The organism is Paenibacillus sp. GP183 (genome assembly GCF_900104695.1).
Taxonomy (GTDB): domain Bacteria; phylum Bacillota; class Bacilli; order Paenibacillales; family NBRC-103111; genus Paenibacillus_AI.
In genome coordinates, this window is the sequence record NZ_FNSW01000001.1 from 4,127,340 (window position 1) to 4,149,693 (window position 22,354).

The 22,354-nt window shown below is 44.6% G+C and carries 20 protein-coding genes; 13 read left to right on the forward strand and 7 right to left on the reverse strand.

Annotated elements, in window-relative coordinates:
- Positions 1 to 587: 587 nt before the first annotated feature.
- From BLV33_RS20305 to BLV33_RS20340, 8 genes are all read left to right on the forward strand, one after another.
- Positions 588 to 2,216, forward strand: a complete 1,629-nt coding sequence (locus tag BLV33_RS20305; RefSeq protein WP_090795879.1) for a response regulator — start codon at positions 588 to 590, stop codon at positions 2,214 to 2,216.
- Between the two features lie 8 nt (positions 2,217 to 2,224).
- Positions 2,225 to 4,000: a cache domain-containing sensor histidine kinase gene (locus BLV33_RS20310; protein WP_090795883.1), complete on the forward strand. Its 1,776-nt coding sequence runs from the start codon at positions 2,225 to 2,227 to the stop codon at positions 3,998 to 4,000.
- Positions 3,997 to 4,992 carry a substrate-binding domain-containing protein gene (locus BLV33_RS20315; RefSeq protein WP_090795887.1) on the forward strand — a complete coding sequence of 332 codons (996 nt, stop codon included), beginning with the start codon at positions 3,997 to 3,999 and terminating at the stop codon, positions 4,990 to 4,992. Before BLV33_RS20310 ends, BLV33_RS20315 begins: the two co-directional genes overlap by 4 nt.
- A gap of 120 nt (positions 4,993 to 5,112) precedes the next feature.
- Complete coding sequence (locus BLV33_RS20320; RefSeq protein WP_171909222.1) at positions 5,113 to 6,804, forward strand: methyl-accepting chemotaxis protein; 1,692 nt, start codon at positions 5,113 to 5,115, stop codon at positions 6,802 to 6,804.
- A 118-nt stretch (positions 6,805 to 6,922) separates the two neighbouring features.
- Complete coding sequence (locus tag BLV33_RS20325) at positions 6,923 to 8,002, forward strand: galactose ABC transporter substrate-binding protein (protein WP_090795895.1); 1,080 nt, start codon at positions 6,923 to 6,925, stop codon at positions 8,000 to 8,002.
- A gap of 79 nt (positions 8,003 to 8,081) precedes the next feature.
- Positions 8,082 to 9,599 carry a sugar ABC transporter ATP-binding protein gene (locus BLV33_RS20330; protein ID WP_090795898.1) on the forward strand — a complete coding sequence of 506 codons (1,518 nt, stop codon included), beginning with the start codon at positions 8,082 to 8,084 and terminating at the stop codon, positions 9,597 to 9,599.
- Between the two features lie 16 nt (positions 9,600 to 9,615).
- On the forward strand, positions 9,616 to 10,635 hold the full coding sequence (mglC, locus tag BLV33_RS20335) for a galactose/methyl galactoside ABC transporter permease MglC (RefSeq protein WP_090795902.1): 1,020 nt from the start codon (positions 9,616 to 9,618) through the stop codon (positions 10,633 to 10,635).
- 106 nt (positions 10,636 to 10,741) lie between these two features.
- Entirely contained in the window at positions 10,742 to 11,674 is a 933-nt protein-coding gene (locus BLV33_RS20340) for a TRM11 family SAM-dependent methyltransferase (protein WP_090795905.1), read from the forward strand.
- A 111-nt stretch (positions 11,675 to 11,785) separates the two neighbouring features.
- Here the strand turns inward: BLV33_RS20340 and BLV33_RS20345 are convergent, their stop codons facing one another.
- The 3 genes from BLV33_RS20345 to BLV33_RS20355 form a co-directional block, all read right to left on the reverse strand.
- Complete coding sequence (locus tag BLV33_RS20345) at positions 11,786 to 11,965, reverse strand: hypothetical protein (RefSeq protein WP_090795907.1); 180 nt, start codon at positions 11,963 to 11,965, stop codon at positions 11,786 to 11,788.
- Positions 11,966 to 12,202: 237 nt separating this feature from the next.
- The gene (locus BLV33_RS20350; protein ID WP_090795911.1) at positions 12,203 to 12,754 is read right to left on the reverse strand and encodes an MOSC domain-containing protein; all 552 of its coding nucleotides are present in this window, start codon (positions 12,752 to 12,754) and stop codon (positions 12,203 to 12,205) included.
- 362 nt (positions 12,755 to 13,116) lie between these two features.
- Positions 13,117 to 13,512 carry an acyl-CoA thioesterase gene (locus BLV33_RS20355; RefSeq protein ID WP_090795914.1) on the reverse strand — a complete coding sequence of 132 codons (396 nt, stop codon included), beginning with the start codon at positions 13,510 to 13,512 and terminating at the stop codon, positions 13,117 to 13,119.
- A gap of 69 nt (positions 13,513 to 13,581) precedes the next feature.
- Here BLV33_RS20355 and fumC point away from each other — a divergent pair, with 69 nt between their 5' ends.
- Complete coding sequence (fumC, locus tag BLV33_RS20360; RefSeq protein WP_090795918.1) at positions 13,582 to 14,985, forward strand: class II fumarate hydratase; 1,404 nt, start codon at positions 13,582 to 13,584, stop codon at positions 14,983 to 14,985.
- Positions 14,986 to 15,063: 78 nt separating this feature from the next.
- On the opposite strand, the gene BLV33_RS20365 is transcribed toward fumC, so the two are convergent.
- Both BLV33_RS20365 and BLV33_RS20370 read right to left on the reverse strand, forming a co-directional pair.
- Complete coding sequence (locus tag BLV33_RS20365; RefSeq protein ID WP_090795922.1) at positions 15,064 to 15,270, reverse strand: cold-shock protein; 207 nt, start codon at positions 15,268 to 15,270, stop codon at positions 15,064 to 15,066.
- A gap of 161 nt (positions 15,271 to 15,431) precedes the next feature.
- The gene (locus BLV33_RS20370; RefSeq protein ID WP_090795926.1) at positions 15,432 to 15,632 is read right to left on the reverse strand and encodes a cold-shock protein; all 201 of its coding nucleotides are present in this window, start codon (positions 15,630 to 15,632) and stop codon (positions 15,432 to 15,434) included.
- A gap of 278 nt (positions 15,633 to 15,910) precedes the next feature.
- On the opposite strand from BLV33_RS20370, the gene BLV33_RS20375 reads away from it, so the two are divergent.
- Both BLV33_RS20375 and BLV33_RS20380 read left to right on the forward strand, forming a co-directional pair.
- Positions 15,911 to 16,480 (forward strand): FAD-dependent oxidoreductase, encoded by a 570-nt coding sequence (locus BLV33_RS20375; RefSeq protein WP_090795929.1) that lies wholly within the window; start codon positions 15,911 to 15,913, stop codon positions 16,478 to 16,480.
- Between the two features lie 70 nt (positions 16,481 to 16,550).
- Positions 16,551 to 17,075, forward strand: a complete 525-nt coding sequence (locus BLV33_RS20380) for a YfiT family bacillithiol transferase (protein ID WP_090795933.1) — start codon at positions 16,551 to 16,553, stop codon at positions 17,073 to 17,075.
- 58 nt (positions 17,076 to 17,133) lie between these two features.
- On the opposite strand, the gene BLV33_RS20385 is transcribed toward BLV33_RS20380, so the two are convergent.
- Positions 17,134 to 18,393: a hypothetical protein gene (locus tag BLV33_RS20385; RefSeq protein ID WP_090795936.1), complete on the reverse strand. Its 1,260-nt coding sequence runs from the start codon at positions 18,391 to 18,393 to the stop codon at positions 17,134 to 17,136.
- The gene (locus tag BLV33_RS20390) at positions 18,380 to 18,946 is read right to left on the reverse strand and encodes an RNA polymerase sigma factor (RefSeq protein WP_090795940.1); all 567 of its coding nucleotides are present in this window, start codon (positions 18,944 to 18,946) and stop codon (positions 18,380 to 18,382) included. The genes BLV33_RS20385 and BLV33_RS20390 overlap by 14 nt, the downstream gene beginning before the upstream one ends.
- 1,341 nt (positions 18,947 to 20,287) lie before the next feature.
- Between BLV33_RS20390 and BLV33_RS29450 the strand changes: the two genes are divergently transcribed.
- Entirely contained in the window at positions 20,288 to 21,712 is a 1,425-nt protein-coding gene (locus tag BLV33_RS29450) for a sensor histidine kinase (protein WP_171909223.1), read from the forward strand.
- On the forward strand, positions 21,709 to 22,344 hold the full coding sequence (locus BLV33_RS20400) for a response regulator transcription factor (protein WP_090795947.1): 636 nt from the start codon (positions 21,709 to 21,711) through the stop codon (positions 22,342 to 22,344). The genes BLV33_RS29450 and BLV33_RS20400 overlap by 4 nt, the downstream gene beginning before the upstream one ends.
- Positions 22,345 to 22,354 lie beyond the last annotated feature (10 nt).

Here is a 22,354-nt window from a genome sequence, read left to right on the forward strand (position 1 = left end):
TTAGGCCGCTGACTGGGTCATTCCGGGCAGCGGTTTTTTTTGTCGTGGATAAGTGGGGATTATCTCGCTTTTTATAGCTTAGTGAGACAAAGCTCACTATTAATAAGCCCAAGTTCACAAATCCATTGAAAAAATTGACGAAATATGAAATAGTAAGCCAAAGCTCACTTTCAGCAAACTTAAGTTCACGAATAAGGAGATTTACCTTATTAAATTGAAGGCTGGGTCCTTTTGAGGACAATATTAGGAGTGTGTACTCATTATTAGTGAGATTTGACTCATTAACCCCACGGCCCCCAAGTTAAACTGGAGTACTACCCCCTTTAAAGTACACTAATTACTTGGCATAGCGCCCCGTTGAATCCAGCCTGCTTCTGTTCGCCGCATCTTGTTCCATTTGTAATGAAAATGAAATACAAATGGCATCTGATTTTAACAGATATTGTGTAATCTATAAGCGACCCCCTTTTTTCATATATTTTGCTTGGACCTGCCACCCTATGGGTGAGCAGGTCCTTTTTTTTCCATAACTATCTATGTTGTTAATTTATTAGTCTCCCGCTACAATACAGGTAGGAGGGCAGATTATGTATAAATTGATGCTGGTGGATGACGAAGAAGACGTTCGGGAAGGGGTTTTCCAGGAAATTGATTGGGAAGCCTGCGGCTTCGAGGTCATCGAAAAAGCGGAGAACGGGCAGGAAGCATTGGAGCTGATGGAGAAGCAAATCCCCGATATAGTCGTTACCGATATCCAGATGCCCTTCATGAACGGATTGGAAATGTCCGAGCTGATTCGCGAAAAATATCCCATGACGAAGATCATTATCTTAACGGGACATGATGAATTTGAATATGCGCAGAAGGCTGTTAAGCTGCATATTGATGAATACGTACTTAAGCCCTTCTCCTCGCAGGAACTCATGCACGCGATCCTCAAGGTGAAAGACCGCATGGACGCGGAAACGGCAGAGAAAGAAAATATGCACATTTTGAGAGAGCATTACCGGGATAGCCTGCCTGTGATGAGAGAAGCTTTTTTGGCATCGCTGTTAACACGGAAGCTTTCACTGAAGGAGATCACAGAGAAATCCGAGCATTTCAGCATCAAGTTAGATGGAAACGGTTACGCTGTATCCGTAATCAGTATGGATCACATGTCGGAAAATAATAACGAAACTTCATTCAAAACCTCGGTGGATCAGGAGCTTAAGCTCTTCGCTGTGTTTAATATAGCAGAGGAAATTGCCCAAAGACATGGTGCCGGCATTGTCTTCATGCATTTTGATCAGGTTATCCTGCTCTCGGTCAGTGAAGAGAGGGAAGGCTACCTGCCTATGGCCCGAACGCTCGCTGTGCTGGAAGAAATTCGCCAGAGCATCGAGAAGTTTCTGAAGTTTTCCGTCACTATTGGTGTTAGCAGCGTGACTTCTGCGATTACAGACTGCCTTTACGCCTACAAAGACGCCATTTCTGCTCTGGATTATCGGTTCATACACGGCAATAACCGGATCATTTGCATAGACGATGTAGAGAAGCGAGTCGCAGAAAAGCTGCGCTTCGATGAGGACAAGGAGCATGCGCTGATTCGCTGCCTGAAGGTGGGCTCCGTCACCGAGGTCAAAGAGCTGGTGGAGGACTTGTTTCAGGGCATCGCGGATACGCCGGTTTCTTATCAGGATTACCAGGTTTACCTGCTGGAGATCCTGATCAGCTTATTGAAAGCAGCCAAACAATCGGATATTGATATGGACCATTTGTTTGGAGCCGATTTTACCGTGTTCACGGAAATCAATAAATTCAATAATATCCAGGAAGCCAAGAGCTGGATCGTCGGCATTTGCGCGAAAATTATGGATGTGATCACCAGGGATCGCCAATATACCTACAAAAATCTGGTCGATATGGCCAAGGAATATACCCAGCAGCATTATCATGAGAGTGATATCTCGATCAATAAGCTGTGCAATCACTTGCATATCAGTGCAGGTTATTTCAGCTCGATTTTCAAAAAGGAAACGAAAATGACCTTCGTCAATTACTTGATGCAAATCCGCATGGATGCCGCGAAGGAGCTGCTCAGATCCACCGATCTCAAAGCTTTTGAGGTAGCGGAAAAAGTGGGCTATTCGGATCCGAATTATTTTAGCTTCAGCTTCCGAAAGCAAGTAGGTATCTCTCCCAAAGAGTACAGAAACACCCCAAGGGGAGGCTAACGAGGTTTATGGCAAATCGTTTTCATCAATTCGCCTCCTCCTTTGTAAAAATATTCAAGGTCAAGAGCATTCAGTTCACAATCACGGTCTCGCTCACCTTAATTATAGCTATAGTTCTGCTTTTCGTAGGGGTGATGTATCAAAGGTTCTCGCAAACCGCAGAGCAAAATGCGGAGCTGAACACGCAGCAGATCGTTGATCAAGTCCGATTTAACCTCGAGGATTATTTGAGGAACATGTCGGATCTCTTTGCAGTCGCCCATCAGAAGATTGAGGGTAACCAGAATACGTCGATGACGCGGCTTACCGATCAGCTCTCCACGATTTTGGACACGCGCAATGATATTGTCTCGCTCACTTTATTTACCGATAAAGGCGGGCTTGTCACCTCACTTCCATCGGTCGAGCTCAGGAAGAATACAGATTGGACGCAGCAAAGCTGGTTTAAATCCGCTATGGAGAATAAGAATCACCTTTCGTTCTCACAGCCGCACGTGCAGAATTTGTACAAGGGTCAATATAAATGGGTCGTCTCGATGAGCAAGAGCATCACCTTTTATCAGAACAACCAAAAAATAGACGGCGTGCTGCTGATCGATGTGAATTTTAAAACAATCGACAACCTCTGCCAAAGAGTAAGCCTCGGTAAAAAAGGCTATGTTTACATCATTGATGAATCGGCTGGGAATATCGTTTACCATCCTCAGCAGCAGCTTATTTACATTGGCCTCAAGTTTGAAAATGTGGAGCAAGCGCTTAAATACACGTATGGCAGTTTCGCGGATAATTCGCATGGAGATAAGCGGCTTATCACCGTCAGGACTGTAAATAATATAGGCTGGAAAATTATCGGTGTCTCTTATAAGGACGAAATTGTGACGACGCAGCAAGAAATCAGAACCTTTATTGTCTGGCTGCTGATTGTGGTGCTGGTCTTCGTGCTGTTGATCTCGGCGTTTATGTCGACGAAGATTTCCCGGCCGATTCGCAAGCTGAAAACCTCGATGGAGCAGGTGGAGCAGGGCGATTTTAACATCAGCATTCATATCAAAGGTACGGATGAGGTGGAGCAGCTGTCCAGGCGGTTCAATATCATGGTGGCCAGGATCAGGCAGCTGATGGATCAAATCATCGGGGAGCAGGAAGCGAAGAGGAAATATGAATTCGAAGTGCTTCAAGCCCAGATCAATCCGCACTTCTTGTATAATACGTTAAATTCGATAGTTCGCATGGTGGGCACCGGCAAAAACGAGGATGTGATCACATCGATCACCTCTCTATCCAAGCTGTTTCGCATCAGCCTGAGCCGCGGCAAAGCGATTATTACGGTAGAAGAAGAGCTTGAGCATATCCGCAATTATTTGATTTTGCAAAAAATCAGATACAAAAACAAATTCGATTATGTCATTGATGTTGAAGATGAAGTCCTTCCCTACCTGACAATTAAGCTGATCCTGCAGCCGATTGTGGAAAATGCGATTTACCACGGTATTGAATTCATGCCTTCCGGAGGGCTGATCCAAATCTCTGCAAGAATTGAAGCTGGGAAGATTTTGTTCCAGGTTCGAGATAACGGTGTGGGCATTCCACCGCAAATGCTGCAAACGATCCTGTCCGGACAGGTGAAAAGCGATAAGGGCTCAGGGGTTGGCTTTAAAAATGTGCACGAACGGATCAAGCTGTTCCATGGACCCGACTATGGGCTTGAAATCGAGAGCGAACCGGATGAAGGCACCTGTGTGAGTATCTGGATGCCTTTGATGAAGGAGGAGAGAATAGGATGATGACGCAAAAGCTGGCTTGGCTGCGAATCTCGGGGTGTCTCATGGCTTTATTCATCTTGTCTTTCTCTTTGGCTTCATGTACGAAAAATATCGATTTGTCAAACGATCCCAAACAGAAAAAGGTCGCTTTGATCATGAAGGAAGGACAGGGCGACTACTGGAACACGGTTAAAATGGGTGCAGAGGCGGCGGCGAAGGAATTCAATGTGCTGCTCACTGTCAGCGCTCCTCGGAACGGTGGGGATAATCAGGAGCAGATCAATTTGATTCAGCAAGCCTTTAATCAAGTCAAACCTGAAGCTTTAGTGCTGGCAGTTAGTGAAAGTGAAGCGATGTCGGCTGCTATTGATCGATCCGGTTTTCTGCATACCCCGGTAATCAGTATCGATTCACAAATTAAATCACCAAAGGTGAAGAGCTTTATAGGCGCCAATAATGTGGATGCCGGCAAAAAAGCCGGTGAAAAACTGATCGAATTAACGGGAGAGACCAGTCAAATCGGCATCATTGGTGTTGTCCAAGGCGCCAGCAATTCCGATCAAAGGGAAAAGGGTCTGCTCGATGTCATCAAGCAGCATCCGGATGTGGAGATCGCAGCCCGGGAAAACGGGAATTCGGATCCCAAGCTTGCCGCAGAGCTGACAAATAAAATGATCGCCGCTCATCCTCAGATAAATGGGATCGTAGCTCTAAATGAAGCTTCCTCCGTTGGGGTTGCCATGGAGATTCAACGGCTCGGCTTGGCTGGAAAGGTGAAGGTGATCGGCTTTGACAGCAGCCCCGAAGGGCTTGAGTTCCTGCAGGACGGTGTCATTCAGGCAATGATTATTCAGAATCCGTTCAGCATGGGATACCTCGGTGTTAAATATGCGGCTGAAGCGATTGATGGCAAGGCCATTCCTTCTCAATTTGATACGGGAACGAAAATAATCGATTTGGAAAATATGTTTTGGTCGGAAAACCAAAAATTGTTGTTTCCCTTTGTCAAATAATTACATGAGGATTTTACTATAATTGATTAGATTAATCGATTCTATTTTTTGAAGTCATGAGATATAATGACTTCTGCCGCCAACATATGGAAGCGATTACAAGTTAAGGGGTTGGACCATTTGAAATGGACCTTAAGCCGGAAAATCATTAGTGCATTTCTCATCATTGCATTGCTTGTCGGGGTTACCTGCGGGCTGTCCTATTATTTTTTGAAGCGGATCGATCTTTCTTACTCCGCCCTTTTGAAAAATGATTCGGCCATTCTTCTGCTAGCCTCCGAGATTGAAAGCAGCACTCAGCAGCAGAGCAGTTTATTGTTCAGTTTTCTCGTGGATCCTTCCAAAGAAAAGGAGCAGCAGCTTATATCAGTGAATGAACAGCTGCAAAAAAAGATTCAAGATATGGCTGTTTTGCGGACGGGTGCGGAGGACCAAACCGATATTCAAGCTATGGGAGACTCCAATGCGACTATCGCTCGATTGGTTAAAAAGGTAACTGAATATGTAAACAAAAATGAGGCGGGACTGGCAAAAACAGAAGCGCTTCTTTGGTCTGTGCCTTCTACAGAGACCTTGACGAAGGCCGCCGTCAAAATTCAAACGAATCAAAAGGCAAGTATGGAACTCAGGCTGCTTGAGAACCATAAACTTGTCACCACCACCATCACATCCTTGATTTGGATAAGTATTGCTGCACTTCTCTTTGCGATAGCCACGGGATGGCTTCTCTCGAGACTCATCGTGAGACCTATGAAAGATTTGGTGCGTGCAGCGGAACAAATTGCTGCTTGCGATTTAACGGTTGCTGATGTCAAGGTGAACAATCGTGACGAGCTCCGTGATCTGGCTAATGCTTTTAACCAAATGAAAGCAAACTTACATATGATTATCAGCCAAGTAGGCAAGAGCGCCGAACAAGTTTCCGAGGCTTCCGGGCAGCTCAGCTTCAATGCAGAAAGGGTTAGCGAATCTATAGAGCAAATTACCAGTATTGTGCAGGAAATATCTATTGGAACTGATAGCCAGGTGAATAGTGTGAATCAAGGTGTTGCCCTCATTGAAGAAATGACTTCAACCGTGGATCAAATTATGATGGTCACGTTGACAGCAAACCAAAAGTCTTCGCATGCATTGGAAGCGGCGGCAGCAGGGCATGAGGCGATCGATATTTCCATCAAGCAAATGAGCTCGATCCATCTTACGATGAAGGAACTGGCGGCAGCCGTGCAGCGATTAGGCAGCCGATCCGGAGAAATCGGAAAAACCGTAGACGTCATTGCACATATCGCCAGACAAACCAACATGTTGGCTTTAAACGCTTCAATTGAAGCTGCTAGAGCTGGTGCAGCCGGCAAAGGTTTTGCCGTGGTGGCGGAAGAGGTGCGCAAGCTTTCCCTGCAAACATCGGCTGCCGCGGAAGAGGTAGCTCATCTCGTCGGGAGCATCCAGGAAGAGACGGAAGAATTGGCAGTATCTAGTGTTGCAGGCACCAAGGAAGTGGGAACGGGCATTACAGTAGTCAATCAAGCAGGAGGAGCGTTCGCACGAATTCAAAGCGCTATTGATGAAGTGGCCGGACAAATGGAGCAGATCACGGACCAATCCAATGAGATTGCCATGAAATCAAAAATGGCCGCGGCCTTGATACTCACTATTGATGATGTGGCTGGTAAAACCGCAGCCGGAACACGAGAGGTATCGGGCACCGTACAGGAGCAATTCTCCAGTATGGAAGAGATCGTATCCTCAGCGAGTGTATTGAATGTGATGGCAGAGGATTTGAAAAAATTAATCGGCCGGTTTGTTATCTGAGAAATACATGAGAATTTTTATAGAACACATGAGGATATTACATTTGTTTTTTAAAGCAATTGAACGATAATAAGGATGTTCCAGCAAAGATGTTATTTAAAACAGGGAGGTTCATTTTATGAAAAAACAGCTTTTGGCTATTCCTTTAGCCGCTTTGATGATGGCAGCCGTGGTTGGATGCGGCACCAGCAAATCACCAACTACTGGAGGCAGTACCGCCCCGTCAGCAAGCGCGGGAGCTACAACCGCACCTGCCAAAGGGAAACCGACCATCGGTGTTGCGATTTACAAATTTGATGACACGTTCATGACTGGAGTTCGTAACGCGATCACAGCGGCAGCGGAAGGTAAAGCTACTGTGGATATGGTTGACAGCCAAAACTCCCAGCCTACGCAAAACGATAAAGTGGATCTTTTCATCACCAAAAAAGTAAACGCATTAGCCATTAATGCCGTTGACCGTACAGCAGCCGGGGTAATTGTGGATAAAGCCAAAGCAGCTAACATTCCGGTCGTATTCTTCAACCGCGAGCCGCTGGCCGATGATATGAAGAAATGGGATAAAGTTTATTATGTAGGCGCCAAAGCGGAAGAGTCCGGCACGATTTCGGGACAATTGCTGGTTGACTACTGGAAAGCACATCCGGAAATGGATAAGAATAAAGATGGCATACTGCAGTATGTTATGCTTAAAGGCGAGCCAGGACATCAAGATGCCGAGCTTCGCACGAAGTTCTCGATCAAAGCTATCGAAGATGCAGGCATCAAAGTGCAAAAGCTTGCTGAAGATACAGCTATGTGGGATCGTGTAAAAGGTCAGGAGAAAATGCAGGCTTTCCTAGCAGCTAATGGCGACAAAATCGAAGCTGTTCTTGCTAACAACGATGACATGGCACTGGGTGCTATCGAAGCATTGAAAGCTGCAGGCTATAACAAAGGAGACCCCAAGAAATACATTCCGGTTGTAGGCGTTGATGCAACGGCTCCAGCTCTGAAAGCGCTGGAAGATGGAAGTTTACTTGGAACTGTTCTGAACGATGCGAAGAACCAAGGAGCAGCAACACTTAACCTGGCTAATGTATTGGCTCAAGGACAAACTCCAAACAAACAAAACTCCGGATATGATATCGTAGACGGCAAATATGTTTGGGTTCCTTACAAGAAAATCACCAAAGATAATATGAATGACGCTAAATAATAAATAATCTAAAAGAAGTGAGGGGCAATGTAAACCTACGTTGCCCTTCACTTTATGAGTATGCAAGGGGGTGTTCCGGATGGCAGACCATCCATTTTTTCTTGAAATGAATCATATTTCCAAGGAGTTTCCGGGCGTTAAAGCACTCGATAATGTCACGCTCAAGGTGCGTCCAGGAACGGTTCATGCTCTTATGGGTGAAAACGGAGCAGGCAAATCCACACTGATGAAATGTCTGTTCGGGATTTATAAACCGGATGAAGGCGAGATTATCATAGATGGACAAAAGGTGGAAATCACCAATTCCAAGGATGCCATTAATCATCGGATTTCCATGATCCATCAAGAGCTTCACCCGGTGCCTTTTCGCAATGTGATGGAAAATATTTGGCTTGGTCGCTTTCCTCTCAAAGGCTTTGGGCCTTTCAAGCTGGTGGATGAGAAGAAGATGTACAAGGATACGGAGAACCTTTTTAAAGAGCTGGATATCGATCTGAAGCCGAATACGATCGTGAGAACTTTATCTGTTTCCAAGATTCAATCCATTGAAATCGCCAAAGCGGTGTCTTTTCAATCCAAGGTCATCGTGATGGATGAGCCTACGTCTTCCCTGACAGGAACTGAAGTCGAGCAATTGTTTACCATTATTCGTGAACTTAAGAGCCGTGGTGTAGCGGTTATTTATATATCGCACAAAATGGAGGAAATCCTCCGCATCTCCGATGAAGTGACCATTATGCGGGACGGTAAGCACATCGGAACCTGGCCAGCCGCCGAATTAACAACGGATACCATCATTTCCAAGATGGTCGGCAGGGATTTAACGCAAAGATTCCCGGAACGCTTCAACACGCCGGGAGATGTGATCATGAAGGTTGACGGCATGAGCTCCATCGAGGCAAAATCGTTTCAGGATATATCCTTTCAGCTTCGCAAGGGAGAAATTTTGGGGGTAGGCGGACTTGTCGGTTCCCAGCGGACCGAGCTGATCGAAGCCTTGTTCGGCTTAAGACGTGTGCGATCGGGACAAATCTCGATCAACGGGAAGCCGGTGCGGATTAAGTCGCCGATTGACGCCAAAAAGCACAAAATCGCGCTGTTAACCGAAGAGCGCCGCGCCACGGGCATTTTCCCGGTTTTGTCGATCTTGGAGAATACGGTCGTTGCGAATCAAGAGCGCTACCAGTCTTCTTTTCTTCTGCTCGATGAATCCAAACGAAGGAAGGCTGCTGAGCGAAGCGTAGAGCAGCTTCGTGTCAAAACACCGTCGATTCGCACGCTTATCAAGAATCTTTCGGGCGGGAATCAACAGAAGGTTCTGCTCGCCAGATGGCTGCTTACAGAGCCTGATATCTTGATGCTGGATGAGCCGACTCGCGGAATCGATGTCGGGGCCAAGTTCGAAATCTATACCATCATCGCAGAGCTCGCCAAGCAGGGCAAAAGCATCATCATGATTTCCTCCGAAATGCCGGAGCTGCTGGGCATGTCTGATCGCATATTGGTCATGAGGGAAGGACACCTGTCCGGCATCATTGAGGGTAAGACTGCAACAGAAGAAGAAATTATGCGCCTAGCTGCTCAGCAAATGGCATAATAAGGGGGTACAGGATATGGACACTTTAAATTCAGCAAGAGTTAGAAGTTTTATTTCACAAAATGCCATCTATATTGTTCTTATTGTCCTGATTGCAGCGATTGCCGTTTCCGATCCTCGGTTCTTGTCGATCACTACATTTCGTGATATCTTGCTTCAATCCTCTACAAGAGCAATTATCGCGCTCGGAGCAGCCTTCGTCTTAATTACCGGCGGTGTTGACTTATCGGCAGGCCGCGTAGTCGGATTGACGGCGGTCTTATCCGCTTCGATGCTGCAGACAGAGGATTATGCCAGAAGGTTTTTTCCGGATTTGCCACATTTGCCTTTAATATTGCCTATTCTTATCGCAATCCTGGCAGGTCTTATAGTTGGATTGCTCAATGGGTTTATCGTAGCAAAATTCAGTGTGCCGCCCTTTATTTCCACTTTAGGTACGATGGTTATTGTTTATGGGGCTAACTCGATTTATTTTGATTTGCCTCCGAATCAATCACAGCCAATTGCCGGCTTAAGAAATGATTTTAAGAATTTGGGCTCAGGTTATATAGGTCCCAGCGGGCCTTACTCTGTCCCCTATATTGTCATTATAGCCATCGTGATCGCGATTATTGTTTGGGTCATCTTTAATAAAACCCGTTTCGGCAAAAACATGTATGCCATCGGCGGCAACGTACAGGCGGCAGTTGTCTCCGGGATCAACGTGACCCGCAACTTAATCTTTATTTATGCAGCAGCTGGCGCCTTATACGGTCTTGCCGGGGTGCTTGAATCCGCAAGGACAGGCGGAGCTACGAATAACTATGGCAATATGTATGAGCTTGATGCGATCGCTGCTTGTGTAGTCGGCGGTGTATCCACAGCAGGCGGTGTAGGCACGGTGCCGGGGGTGCTAGCCGGTGTACTGATCTTTGGAGTCATCAACTACGGCTTGACCTTTATCGGGGTGAATCCGTATTGGCAGCTGATTATCAAGGGCTTGATTATTGTAGCTGCAGTAGCTTTCGATATCCGTAAATATCTTTCTAAAAAATAAGCGTAAGGATTATAATATAGCTAGACCCAAAACGGTTCGGAGACTGACAGACTCCAGCCGTTTTTTGTTTGCAGATGGTGGGAATCAGGTAAGAGGTGGACCAGCGGTGAGAGAGCATATACAGAGCTATGTTTATACCTATATATGTCATGAAGATGAAAGACCCTTGTGTGAACTGGAGCTTCGCCGCTTGTTCGGCAAAGCTCCGAGTGCATCTTTTGTAGAGAGCTCGAAAGCTATAGAACCAAGTCGAAGTCCTTTTATTAAGATGCGCTTAGCGGTTATGGTTGAAGGAGGCAATCGGCGGGATATAGCCGAATGGGTAAAACAGCTGAATTTGGAGGGGAACACCTTCAAGATTGTATTTGTCGAGTGCGATAGCTCTGTGGATTACTCCGAGCAGCGTGCTATTGAACGCGAAATAGGGCTGCATATTCGCGGTCGGGCCGAGATGCGCACACCGCAGCGCCAGTTCGGTATCGCGAAGCTTGGAAGCCGCTGGGTATTTGGCGCGCTGACGAAGAGCGAAGCGATCTGGCTTCACCATAATGAGAAGCCGCAGCATTATTCCACCGCGCTCAGCACGCGGGTGGCCCGGGCGGTTGCGAATATCGCGGTCCCGGATCCGCAGGGGATCCAGGCGATTGACCCTTGCTGCGGCATCGGCACGGTATTGATTGAAGCGTTATCCATGGACATGGATATCGTGGGCTATGATCTTAATCCGCTGGCTGTGCGCGGAGCCAGAGTGAACTTGGCCCACTTTGGCTTGCCGAATGTGGTTAACTTGGGAGATATCCGTAAGATCGAAGGAGCCTATGATGTGCTGATACTGGATCTTCCCTATAATCTTTGCTCTGTATTGCCCTCGGAGGACCAATTGGACATGCTGATTGCGGCTCGCAGGCTGTCCCGCCTAGCTGTAGTGGTCTCGACCGAAGAAATTGATTCCGCCTTGGAGCTGTCCGGTTTTATGATCATGGATCGATGTACAGTGAAGAAAGGTTCCTTTGCCAGACAAGTGTGCGTTTGTTTATAGGACTGCAGAAAGTGGGACACACCTTCCACAGTCTTTTTAAGTATAAAAATTCGAATCTCCGAAATTGACTATCTTATTGGGCAAATAAACAATCTGGTCAGATCTTGTGGTTTATTCGGAAGCTGTGTCCTCTGCATTGGTAGTTGAGTTGGTGGCGCTGCTGCCAAGCTGGGAAGACAGCTCATCTACCTTTTCCTTCTCTTCACTTGATTCAGCACTGGCTTGAGCCGCATTTAATGCATGCTGTACCACATCAGTTTGCTTGTCATTTTGGTTCTGGTTACCTGCCATTGTAACATCACCTCCTTCATTCTCTGTGTACAGTATGCCACTACCTTTGGATATTAATTCCTCAACCAGGCGTCCTCTGCCCCTTCCGGCAAAAGCTCCTACGCTAACTGTGACAATCGCACCCCTTATTCCAAATGTTCTGTTAATATTTAGTGTTGATTTATGCGATAAAAAAAGACCGCAATAGAAGTTCGGTCTTCATAACTAACGTTTTTCCGTTAATTTAAATGTATATTTTCAAACCCGTTCAAGCGGATGATATGGTTCAACAGGAAGAACGACTCTAATCGAGTCACCTGCCCTCACTTCGCCACCAACTAATACGATGCCCATGATTCCAGCTTTACGAATCAGATTACCATATTCGTCGTGTTCTAACACCGCAGACATCAATCCTGGTTGAAAATCGTTCAGTTGATTGCAGGGATTTCTTAACCCTGTTACTTCAACGACCGCAGACCCACCAAGAAACAACTTCGTTCCTCTTGGAAGCTTCAGTAAATCTATACCTCGTGTAGTCATATTCTCGCCCATCTGCCCAGCGGACACAGTGAACCCTTCTAACTTTAGTTCGTCAAGTAATTCTGAGTGAATAAGATGGACCTGTCTCAAATTAGATTGAGTTGGGTCAACTGCCACCCGTGAACGATGTTTCACCGACTTGCCCGAATGTGCATCTCCCTCTACGCCTAATCCTGTTAGGAGTGTGATGCTCTCCTGATTTATTTTGCTAAACGAATGAGTTGAGCTCAAACTGACTGCTGATACAATTCCGTTAACAAAAGTCATTGACTACAACATCCCCTTTCCCTACAACCATAGATGTTCACATTCTTACTTTCAGATCAAATTGTAAATGATATATATAATCATAAGTATAATATATAATTTATGTATTTCTATATTTTATATATATGAACAAGGAGAACAATTAAACTTGAAAAAGTAATGCGAAAATCGCTAGAAATAAGCCAGCCCTGCGGCGATTAATGCCGCAGGGCTGTATTTAAAAGGGGGTCTACTAATAGAATAACTATGTACACTTAAGTTAACCTTAAAACCCTATGAAGAACAAATTAAAAATCCAGCCAAGCTTATGAACTTGGTTATTTTGAAGCTGGTGACGCTGCAGGGTTAGAGTTGTCCACATCTTATCCGCCAAACAAGCTTCCAAGCTCCTCCGGCATTTCCCGGCTCTTACGAGCCAAGCTATCCATGGTTACGCACGTCACTAAGGCATCTGCACACAATTCATCCCGTTGATTATAGATCTCCTGCTTCAGCACGTAGCTGGATCGGCCCTTTTTTTCGGGGACGCACGTTATCCTTAACATATCGCCTTGCTTGCATTCCTTTTTATAATTGATGTTGATGTTCACGGTTACGGTTTGAATGCCCATGGCCCCAAAAGCCTCATAGGTCAGCTTGGCCTGCTCATACCATTCTTCGCGTCCCCATTCCAGATATTCCAAATATTTGGCATTATTCACATGCCCATTGACATCAATTTCGGTCGATCGGACGATAATAGTGAGAGCTGTTTCCATTGTCTGCCTCCGGGGTATGTAGTTCCTATTGATGGCTTAAGCTAAAACCAGGAAAGGAGTCTTACTACTATGCATTATAGAACAGAACATGATACTTTTGGGGAAGTTTTAGTTCACGCGGATAAAATATGGGGGGCTCAGACCCAAAGAAGCCGCGATAATTTCAAAATCGGAACCGAGACAATGCCGCTGGAGCTCGTTAGGGCCATGGCTGTATTGAAAAAGGCTGCTGCTGGAGCGAATGTGGAGCTGGGTGAGCTGGACCCGAGAAAAGGCGAAGTCATTGCCAAAGCCGCGGAAGAAATTAGAAGCGGTCGATGGGATGAGCACTTCCCGTTGGTCGTTTGGCAAACTGGCAGCGGGACACAGACCAATATGAATGTGAATGAGGTGATTGCTTACAGGAGCAATCAGATGCTGGAAGTGGAAGGAGAGAATAAGCTTCGCATTCATCCGAATGATGATGTGAACCATTCCCAAAGCTCAAACGATACGTTTCCCACAGCCATGCATATTGCCGGTGTTCTTGCGGTTGAAGATCATCTGCTGCCAGCCATCGAAGAGCTGAATGGTACTTTACTTCAGAAGAGCGAAGCCTTTAACGATATTGTCAAAATAGGGCGTACCCATCTGCAGGATGCGACTCCTTTGACCTTGGGCCAAGAGATCAGTGGCTGGCGGGCGATGCTGGAGAAAAGCTCTCAGATGATCATCAGCAGCGTAACGTTCATGAAAGAGCTTGCCATTGGAGGCACGGCTGTAGGTACAGGGCTGAATGCGCATCCGCAATTTGGACAAGCTGCAGCGGCTGCAATAAGTCGTGAGACAGGCAGAGTTTTTGTCTCATCGGACAATAAATTTCATGCGCTTACCAGCCATGATCAGATGGTTTTTGTTCATGGCGCCATCAAGGCGCTTGCAGCGGATCTGATGAAGCTTGCGAATGATGTGCGTTGGCTGGCCAGCGGTCCGCGCAGCGGGATTGGGGAAATCCTTATTCCGGCCAATGAGCCCGGAAGCTCGATCATGCCCGGCAAGATAAATCCAACCCAATGCGAGGCGATGATCATGGTCGCCTGTCAGGTTCTGGGTAATGACGCGGTCATTGGATTCGCGGCGAGCCAAGGGAATTTTGAACTGAATGTGTGCAAGCCTGTGATTGCCTATAATTTTCTCCAGTCCGTTCGGCTGCTGAGCGATGCGATCCGCTCCTTCAACGACAATTGCGCCATTGGGATCGAACCCAACCGGGAGGTCATCCGCCGCAATCTGGAACAATCGCTCATGCTTGTTACTGCCCTTAATCCGTATATCGGGTATGAAAATTCGGCAACTATTGCAAAGCTTGCGTACAAAGAAGAAATCACTCTCAAAGAAGCGGCCGTTCGAAGCGGATTGCTCACAGCAGAGGAATTTGACGCTTATGTAAAACCGGAAGACATGGTGCATCCCAGGCTGGAAAGCCAAGAATAAAAGAAGCACAAAAAACAAGCACTGACTGCAGTAATGAGTCAGTGCTTGTTCCATATTTGCCCAACGTAAATAGAAATATTATTTGTGTTCTTTTTTATTCGTGTTGGTCAGATTGGGCAGCATCTTCATTTCACGCACCATCACGGATTTACATATAGGGCAAATCGGGCTTTCCTCAAAAGAAAAATTTTCCCTCATCCAGCACGTGCAATTTTCCGTACTGCACATCCAGACGGAGGTTTGTTCTTCAGGGACGGCTTCCATATTTTTTTTCGAGAAATACATTCGAACCCCTCCTTAGATTTTCCATAAGGAAAACCGACTTCGTTAGTATATGCCGACAGCGTTGAAAGAAGAACCAATATTTATATCCACCGAGAAGGATAAAGGTGGGCCTGAAAGGAAAAAGAACTGCCCGGCCGGACAGTTCTCTTTCCTGCTGAAAACTACAGTTTTACTACGTTCTCAGCTTGCGGTCCGCGGTTGCCTTGAACAATGTTAAATTGAACGCGTTGGCCTTCGTCCAAAGACTTAAAGCCTTCACCGGTGATTGCGCTAAAATGTACGAATACGTCTTTACCGCCTTCAACTTCGATAAAACCAAATCCTTTTTCTGCATTAAACCATTTCACTGTACCTGTTTCCATCTTCAAAAACCTCCAAAAATAATTTGTGTGTTGAACTTACACTTAAGCAAAAATTCACACATTACAAAGAGTAATCATTATGCGTCTGATAACCCTTTATAATATGTGAATTCAGGTCTTCATATATGCCAACAATTTTATTATAACACAATTTTAATCAGTAAAACAACATCCGCAGCAGACTCTACCCACATCATATCCGATTCGTTTGAATTTGATACTGCCAAGTTTTTAGTTCATAATAAAAGCGAAACCAAATTGAAGGGAGTGCTATGTTAATGTTTGATATAGCTGTAATCGGAGCAGGTCCAGCAGGGGCCAGCGCAGCGCTTTTTACTGCAAAAGCCGGTAAGAAAACATTGGTGCTGGATAGTGATCAAAGTGTAACCAAGAGGGCTTGGATCGAAAATCACTATGGAGCTTCTGAAATCAGCGGGCCTGATCTAGTAGATATCGGGAAGAAGCAAGCGGCAAAGTTCGGGGCGGAGCTAGTCCAAAACAAAGCCGTCAACATCGTGAAAAACGGTGATGGCTTTAAGATTGAAACCGAAGAAGGCAGAACGTTTGAAGCCAAATACGTGATAGTAGCGACTGGCATGTCCGTGGAATTGGCAGAGAAGATTGGTCTCAAAACCAAAGACGGTACAGAGCCTAGAATCAAAACCGTACTGGAAGTGGATGGCAGCGGCAAAACCAATATTGCCGGCATTTGGGCAGCTGGAACGGTAGCCGGTGTAAGCATGCACACCATTATAACTGCAGGTGACGGTGCCAAAGTGGCCATTAACCTCATTAGTGAAATCAATGGTGAGCGTTATGTGGATCATGATATTATGAAGAAAGCATAGCATAGAAGTAATTAACAAGGAGCTGTCTCGCTAAGGTGAGATGGCTCTTTGGGAGGGAGGGTAAGATTGCATGGAAGAATTCAGATATCCAATTGGAACATTTGCGCATGAGGGCAGCATATCCGATCAAGAGCTTCAGCTCTGGATGCAGGACATCGAGACGGCACCAAGCAGGCTGAGAGCAGCCGTCGCCGGATTAACGGAAACGCAGCTCGATACTCCTTATCGTCCTGGAGGCTGGACGGTTCGTCAGGTCGTGCATCATATAGCGGACAGCCATATCAATAGCTATACGCGCTTCAGGTTGGCGTTGACCGAGGATGAGCCGACGATTCGTCCTTATTACGAGGAGCGATGGAGCGAACTTGAAGATGCAAAAACAGCACCGGTAGAGCTTTCTCTGATGCTGCTTGAAGCACTTCACGGCCGCTGGATGCTGCTGCTGCGTTCGTTAAATCGCGAGATGTTATCTCGCAGCTTTATTCATCCCGAATCCGGCAGCAAAAGGCTGGATTGGAATGTCGGCAATTACGCTTGGCATGGCAATCATCATATCGCTCATATTACCAGTCTGCGCAAGCGAATGGGTTGGTAAAACCATTAAAAAAGCCTTTTTCACACCCCATTAGGGTGGGAAAATGGCTTTTTTTTATTTAAGGGGCTAAATATTTATTCACCTTATCGATCCATTCTTGAACATAATGATCCGTAGCCCACTGTGCCATTACCAATTTCTCGCCGGGGAGCAGGTCTATGGTCAATAAGGGCTTGCCTCCAGAAGCTTGGCCAACTGGGAAAAACTTCAGCTTTCCCTCTTCAAAAATAGCGATGATATCATTCATCGGCGAGGACAAAGCATCCGTTGCTTGAGGCCAATTGCTTTGAATATTGGGCCAACTACAGCAGAGTGTGTCATAAGATACAACTTTTTGCGGTAAAGCTTTGGGAAAATCATGCAGCGTATATCTGTCCTGAAAAGAAACTTTGGGGGCAATGGTTTCAGCGACCTTTGGCACCCACTGTCCGGCTACTCTGGAGATGGTCCAGCTTTCTCCGGTAATTTCCGTTATCCTGGTTTCTGATTTTCTGTAGCTGACTAAATTGTCAAGAATTCCGGTAAGTCCAGAGCCGAAAACATCGGATAAGGAAACATGGCGTTTATCCACTTTATTGGTTGCAAAATCAAGATTTCGTCCTGCGGTGAGCTGCGGCAGTGTTCTTACCCAAATCCGATCATTGCGGGAAGGAGCGTTCCCTGCCCAGGCTTCCTCGGATTCTGCAACAGACAAATACTGATTTCCCGCGAAAACCAAGGTTTCCACATGATGAATTTCCTCCTGCGGGTCGTCCGGAAAGCTTTGTGGCTTGACGGACTGTTCCGCAAGATGAGCTGATAAATAATGATATTCATCGTGGTTGGTTTTGTGAGTGAGGGAATCTATTTTCCAAAAATCACGCTTATACGGCATCAGAATCCCAGTTCCCTCGGCTGTTTTCTGCAATTCACCCCGCTCCGGAGCAATAAGCATTGTTCGATAGGAGCTGTATTGGATTGTACTAAGTACACGGCTAGAATCTTTTTCTTCATGATCCGTGCGGAATCCAATCAGCAAAGCGGAGCTGATGGGAGGAGGAGAAGAGATGGTTGCTTTAGTATCTTCTGCTATCAATGTTGTTTTAGCTGTCGATGCCTTACTTTGGTGCTGTAACAAACCCCATGGGAAAAATATCAATGCAGCCGCTGCCATTGCTGTTGCAGCAATAAGGAATGCTGGCCTCATTCGATGGCGAACATGAGTATCCTTATCAACGGCTTGCTCAATTTTACGCTGCAGTTCATCGTTAAAACCTTTTTTATGTAAAGGGTCGTTAGTAAGCTCGGGGTCCAATTCATCGGGATCAGGTTTGCTCACACGCTTCACACTCCTTCAATTGAAGCACCTTAAGCCGGGCATGATGCAATCTTGATTTCACGGTTCCCTCCGATATATTCAAAATGGCGGCCATTTCCTTGGTTTTCAATTGGTAGTGAGCGTGCAAAATCAGAATCTCCCGATACTTCGGCGGAAGAGACATCACTTTTTTCCATATGTCACTGGCATAGAGATTTTCCATCGCTTCACACTCAGCGGATTGATAGGTACCGGAGCTGCTGATAAAACCAACCAGAGTCACCCTGCGCCAAAAAGCCTTGCGCATATAGTCATAAGCCGCATTACGGGTAATGGTGAGCAGCCAGGTTTTGACCGAAGCTTCGCCGCGGAATGTCGTCAAATTACGGTAAACTTTCAGGAAGGCATCTTGTGTGATGTCATCCGCTAAATCCCTATTGCGGCAAATACTGAACGCATAATTCCATACATCATTGCCGTAAGCCTCCATCAAATCGCGAAGAATCGCTTTTTGGTCAGTTGTCTCGGAAACATACTTCAAATAATCAAATACATGAACTCCGGTATTCTCCATACTCTCACCTCTTTGATTTAGACGCAATCATTTTGAAAAAGGTTCGGTGCATGTAAAAAAAATTTCTGATTTTGTCTTTTTGAATATACATTTTAGTTTTGTACTTGACTTGGAAGACAAAAGAAAGGCTTGTATAATTAGCATAGCTAATATACAAGCCTTACTTGGTTTGGTAAAATAAAGAAATACCTTTTTGAATTAATTCCAACCACCAGATAAAGCTACGCTTATTTTTTTTTCTGTCTGAAGAAAAATTTTCTTAATGGCTTGAAATTCAATTTTTGATACAGAAGTAGAATTTAAATCAAATTCATTTGAACTTTTCAGTGAAGCAACGATATTATGTAACTGGTTGGATAATTGAATTGTATGAATGAGACTCACCTCCTTTATTATATATATCGACAGCATACCAAAAAAAAAGTATTTTTGGGGGATAAAATGAAAAAAAATTTTTTGTTTTTATTTATTGTCATTATTTTAGTTGGTTTACAGATTTGGAGCGCCACTTTATTTTTGCGGTTTCCATATATGGGTATTTTTTTGCAGCCTAATCAGCAGCAGGAATGGGTAATAAAAGAATTAGACCATAGGGGAGTAGGAAGTCAGCAAGATTTAAAAGTGGGCGATATAGTCAAGCAAGTAGATGGTAAAAATCCAGATGAATTTGAGACCATTAATAAATGGAGATCTATCGAAAAAGCACGACAATTGGTGATATCCCGTAATGGAATAGAGAGTGAGATAACAATAATAAAAGGTGATACGGGAATCAAATATGGGTTCATATCTCTTTTTTCTGGGCTATTCTCTCTGTCCGTGGCACTATTACTTTTCATAAAGATGCCAAGCTCACAATCAGCCAGAATGCTGTCATTTGTGTTTTTGACAGGTGATATCATTTGGACTAGTCTAAGTGCTGCTTCTAGGGGAGATATTCTCGGGAAAATTTTAATATCGAGTTTAATGATGGCTTTACCTATTATTTTTTATCATTTTTTAGTGAATTTTTTCAAGGAAAAAGGGGATATAGCCCTTCCTTTAAAAATTATAAAACCTCTTTATGTAGTATTAATTCTTGCTTTTGGAATAAGATTGTTCTATTTCATGCCTTCGTTAGCTTATTACATCTATCAATTCGATGGGAGTGTGACATTATCGTTCTTTGTTGTCGGATTTTTATTTAATATCATTACTCTAACGGTTCTTTTTTTCAAGTATCGCAAGGAGAAGTCTTATATATCCACTATAATTAAAAGTGTGTGGTTCTCACTATTTATATCGTTTATGCCAGCAATTGTTTTATCCTTTGTTCCCCGATTAATTTTTGGGAATTATATTATGGATGATCAATACACCAGCTTATTGATCCTATTTTTCCCTATTTCCTTTGCCTACTTGCTGGCTTCCAATCAGCTTTACGATATCGGTATGGTAGTAAGGCGTGTAATTTCCACCGCTGTGCTCACCATTGTACCTTGTGCTTTATTTATGGCTGCTTATGCAGCTATATTTCCAGAAGAGGCAGATGCAAAGCATATCCTATTTATCTTCTTCTTTTTGGTTATCATCATTTCATTAGTGCTTTATTCTATGGAGTACTTTACAACGAAATTTGAAAGGTTCCTCTTCCCAAGAAAACATGTACTTCACTCCGCACTCAAGAAAATTTCCAGGAATCTCGGCTCCATTTCCAGCTTTCGAGAGCTGCGGGATATCATTCTGGTGGATATCGTAAACACACTTGAAGTGAAGGGAGGAGCCGTGGTCATTCATTATGGCGGTGATATGGATTTTATAAACCAAGGAGAGATCAATGAGTCGGAGATTAAAAGCTTGCTTAATTCCTCGTCCCTCTTTCACCACCCTTTGTACACCTGCATAGAGATTAACAGTCATGAGGACTACACCAGCTATCTCATCATGACCCGGAAAAAAACGAATACACTGCTAGGCAAGGAAGAACTGCAATGGCTGAATATCATGATTTCCTACTTGGCGGTCAGCCTGGAAAATGTTCATTTGATTCGCAAACTGACCTCCAGATTGCAGCATTTGGCCTCTCATCTGCCTGATGAGCAAGCAGCTCAGGATATTCAATGGTTCCGGAAGCTGATGTTTGAGTTACAGGAGGAAGAGCGCAGACGCATCGCTGCTGATCTTCATGATACAACGATGCAGGATTTGTTTTTCTTAAAACGAAGATTTGTTTCTTTATTGGAGAAGTACGTCATGAGCCCGGAAGACAAGGAGACTCTACATAATATTATTAATTTTGTGGAATTGATCAATACGAGCCTGCGCCAAAGCTGTTTTGAGTTAAATCCCTATTTATTGCAAGAAATCGGTTTGATTCAGACGGTGCAAAAGCTGCTGGAAAAAGAACGATTCGACTCTGCTTTTACAATTGAATTCACGGCGGATCGAGTTACTGCCATTGAACATAAAGATTTGATTACCAAAAGGCATATTTTCAGAATGGTACAGGAGCTGCTGAATAACGCGAAAAAGCATTCAGAGGCGTCCAAGGTCATTTTTAAAATGTTCATGGAAGACGGATTCTTCCTTATATCTTATGAAGATGATGGAATTGGATTCGCCCAGAAAGAGGACAGCTTGAGAGAGATTGGCGCATCGAGAATTGGGTTGGAACAAATGAGAAGCCGTGTTTTGCATTTGAATGGGAACATGGAGCTGAATTCACAGGTAAACAAAGGGGTGCGAATCTTGATTTCAATACCTTTGAAAGAGGTGAAAGCCATATGAGTGAAACGATGAAGGCACTTGTTGTAGAAGATCATCCATTGATCGCTTTAGCTACAAAAGAGCTATTGGACAAGATCGATGGAATTAATGTCATTGGTATTGCATCAACGGGGAAACAGTGTATGGAATTGATGAGCAATCATCAGCCGCAATTGGTTTTCCTGGATTATACATTGCCGGATCAATTAGGAACCCAGATAGCTAAGGAAATCAAAGACGCTTATCCAGATGTGCATATCGTCATTTTTACCGGAGTGGATACAACCGAGTTGTATAATAAGTTCATAGATTTGAAAGTAAGCGGAATTCTTTCCAAAGAAGCGAGTGTTAGAACGATTCATAATATGGTGAATTGTATATTGGACAATCATACGATGCTGCCTATCGGATTTTTTCATCAAACGCATATTAACGAACCGGTTAAAGGAAAGGAAATCCCGCTTCAGCAGGAAGAAATTTTGATCATGTCCCTGATGGTAAAAGGATCCACTATTGAGCAAATCGCCGATCAAATTCACATGAGCAGACGAACGGTAGATAATTATTTGAAAAAAATCTATGAAAAATTAGGAGTGCCATCAAGGATAAGCGCTGTGGAAAAATTCATTCAAAGCAAGTATTACTTATCTTGATTGTGGAGGA

Coding starts and splice junctions, on each gene's coding strand:
- BLV33_RS20305 (WP_090795879.1), top strand. CDS start 588: ATGTATAAATTGATGCTGGTGGATGACGAAGAAGACGTTCGGGAAGGG.
- BLV33_RS20310 (WP_090795883.1), top strand. CDS start 2,225: ATGGCAAATCGTTTTCATCAATTCGCCTCCTCCTTTGTAAAAATATTC.
- BLV33_RS20315 (WP_090795887.1), top strand. CDS start 3,997: ATGATGACGCAAAAGCTGGCTTGGCTGCGAATCTCGGGGTGTCTCATG.
- BLV33_RS20325 (WP_090795895.1), top strand. CDS start 6,923: ATGAAAAAACAGCTTTTGGCTATTCCTTTAGCCGCTTTGATGATGGCA.
- BLV33_RS20330 (WP_090795898.1), top strand. CDS start 8,082: ATGGCAGACCATCCATTTTTTCTTGAAATGAATCATATTTCCAAGGAG.
- mglC (WP_090795902.1), top strand. CDS start 9,616: ATGGACACTTTAAATTCAGCAAGAGTTAGAAGTTTTATTTCACAAAAT.
- BLV33_RS20345 (WP_090795907.1), bottom strand. CDS start 11,965: ATGGCAGGTAACCAGAACCAAAATGACAAGCAAACTGATGTGGTACAG.
- BLV33_RS20350 (WP_090795911.1), bottom strand. CDS start 12,754: ATGACTTTTGTTAACGGAATTGTATCAGCAGTCAGTTTGAGCTCAACT.
- BLV33_RS20355 (WP_090795914.1), bottom strand. CDS start 13,512: ATGGAAACAGCTCTCACTATTATCGTCCGATCGACCGAAATTGATGTC.
- fumC (WP_090795918.1), top strand. CDS start 13,582: ATGCATTATAGAACAGAACATGATACTTTTGGGGAAGTTTTAGTTCAC.
- BLV33_RS20365 (WP_090795922.1), bottom strand. CDS start 15,270: ATGTATTTCTCGAAAAAAAATATGGAAGCCGTCCCTGAAGAACAAACC.
- BLV33_RS20370 (WP_090795926.1), bottom strand. CDS start 15,632: ATGGAAACAGGTACAGTGAAATGGTTTAATGCAGAAAAAGGATTTGGT.
- BLV33_RS20375 (WP_090795929.1), top strand. CDS start 15,911: ATGTTTGATATAGCTGTAATCGGAGCAGGTCCAGCAGGGGCCAGCGCA.
- BLV33_RS20380 (WP_090795933.1), top strand. CDS start 16,551: ATGGAAGAATTCAGATATCCAATTGGAACATTTGCGCATGAGGGCAGC.
- BLV33_RS20390 (WP_090795940.1), bottom strand. CDS start 18,946: ATGGAGAATACCGGAGTTCATGTATTTGATTATTTGAAGTATGTTTCC.
- BLV33_RS29450 (WP_171909223.1), top strand. CDS start 20,288: ATGGATGATCAATACACCAGCTTATTGATCCTATTTTTCCCTATTTCC.
- BLV33_RS20400 (WP_090795947.1), top strand. CDS start 21,709: ATGAGTGAAACGATGAAGGCACTTGTTGTAGAAGATCATCCATTGATC.